Annotated in this window: 2 protein-coding genes; both read right to left on the minus strand. The window is 46.6% G+C overall.

Annotated elements, in window-relative coordinates:
* Nucleotides 1-1,875 (minus strand): hypothetical protein (locus ACMZ6Z_RS09260; RefSeq protein ID WP_416132242.1); only part of this gene is annotated, 1,875 nt, incomplete at its 3' end.
* 111 nt (nucleotides 1,876-1,986) lie between these two features.
* Complete coding sequence (locus ACMZ6Z_RS09265; RefSeq protein WP_416130971.1) at nucleotides 1,987-2,118, minus strand: KxYKxGKxW signal peptide domain-containing protein; 132 nt, start codon at nucleotides 2,116-2,118, stop codon at nucleotides 1,987-1,989.
* Nucleotides 2,119-2,150: the final 32 nt, after the last annotated feature.

A 2,150-nucleotide genomic window follows, 5' to 3' on the forward strand; every position in this document is an offset into this window, starting at 1 on the left:
GGTGTAGGTGATGGTGACGTCACCGGTTGGGCTGACGTCGATGCCATTTTCGCCGTCTTTGAGGAGAGCGACTAGGTCTGGGTTTTTGAGGAGGATCTCAGCCTTGATGGCGGCTTTTTCTGGCGCTTCAAGGGCGGTCATGTCATCAACCGTGGTTGGGGTGATGGCTTGGAGCTTGGGCTTGTTGACCAAGGCCAGCTGCTCTACCTTTTTAAAGATCTGGGTGTAGGGAATGCGGTCTTTAGAGAAATCATCGTATGTCACGATGATGTTGCCCTTCTCATCAATGGTGACCTGGCTATCAATGCCACCTGCGCCTGTCTCTCCTGAGACTCCTTTTAGGAAATGTGGCGTGTCTTGGTTGATGGCCTTAAAGTTGGCTAGGGCTCGTTGGCGGTCTTCTGGGCTGATGGCTTCTAGGTCTGGCACGCCAATGGGCTCGCCTGTGACAGGGGTGATGCGGGTGGTGTAGGCGATGAGGGTAAAGGTTCCCTCCAAGAAACCATTCGTAGCGTACATCTTATCCTGAAAGTTTTCTTTCACTGTACCGTCTTCATTATAAATACTTCTTGTTTCAATACCAGGGACAGGAAATTTGAACATAAACATACCTGGTTCTTTGGCAAGCATTAATTTACTACCATCAGCATCAGATCTGTAGTTATTGAAGTATCTTCTCATAATCTCATCAGGAATCTCCACATAACTTAAAGCATTTTCCTTTGGGTCACTCCTACCTTTGTACTGCGGTTTAAAATGCTCTCCGTATACGAAATTCAAAAATAAGCCCTTTTCAGGTAGATAATTATATGAAAAATTAGATCTTAATGGTTTCAGCAAATAAATATCGGTCTTGTTTTCTGCTACGTTTATTTTTTTAAATGAGACATCATTAAAAGTAAAAAAAACCTCATCAGTTATTGTTGGCAATAAAAAGGACTGATCATTTCTATCAAAAACAAGATTAGGTCCATTAATTAACATTTTTTTTCTTTTAAAATAGTTTCTATTTTGAAAACCTGAGCTAGGAAGCCCTAAACCATACCCATCTGTTTTATAACTAGCTGAGAAAGAAGTATAGAAGCGATATGCAGAAAGATTCTCATAGTCTAAGCGTGTCCTCACATCTTCCTTGTGATAGGTGACTGTGTTTAAGTCTGGTGAGAAAGAGATATGGAGTTGGTTTAGATTAATCGTCTTCTCCCATCTTCCGTCACTAGTGATTAATATGTCGTCGGCTAAGTCAGATGAATGAAAAGGACTCATATCATTTTTGATATACCTATTGTCCATTCCTATAAAATCGCCCACTCTTAAAGTTCCGCGCAAAGCAAGTCTTTCTCCTGGCTTACCTTGACCTCTAAGGGTTAGGGTATTAGCCTCAGCATCATAGTCCTTTGGCAAAATTTTATCCATCCACAATATTTTCTCGCCATCAACTTCAAGCGGAACATCCACAAAGATTTCTCCCTTGGTCGGAGTCGTCAAAGGTTCAGCTCGTTTCACCCTCCTCTTGCCTTGCGCTGCTTCTGCTGGGGCTGCTTGCTCTGAGCTGTCAGCGGGGGCGCTTTCAAGAGCGGCTGGGCTTTCAGGGGCTGAGGGTGATTGGGATTGGTCCAGTGTTGAGACCGTTTCAGCTGGTTGGACCATCTGTGTGAGGGGGACTTGTATAAGGGTCTTGGTCCCATCTGGATAGGTGACTGTGAGGCTGACGTTGGTGGCGTGTAGGCTTGGCTGCCCTTTGGCAAAACTAATGCTGGCACCTTGGGCTTTGAGGTCAGCGCTGTTGGTTAGAAAATCCTCTGGGGTGAGGGAGGCACTAAAGACCAGTCCTGTCTTGGCGATAGGGTCTAGGTGGGGCGCTTTGGCCTCCACTGCCACTGGCTGTGGGGTTGGGGCTGGTGTCGGCTCAGAGGGCTGAGTAGCTAGGGGGTCCTGGTCAGGCTGGGCTGTGGCCCCTTGGTCTGCCGCCTGGGGACTCTCAGCTCAAACGCTAAGACTGGGTGCCGATAGGGCGATCCCCGTCGCTAGGACCAGGGAGCAGCCGTATAAAAAGGTCTTGCCCTTTTTGTACATGCGCCAGTTTTTGGGCTGGGCATTATGACGGTTAAAATACATAAAAATCTCCTTTTGTAAGCTAGGCTATTGGC

It is taken from the genome of Streptococcus pluranimalium, from assembly GCF_047785705.1.
In the GTDB taxonomy this organism is placed as follows: Bacteria; Bacillota; Bacilli; order Lactobacillales; family Streptococcaceae; genus Streptococcus; species Streptococcus pluranimalium_A.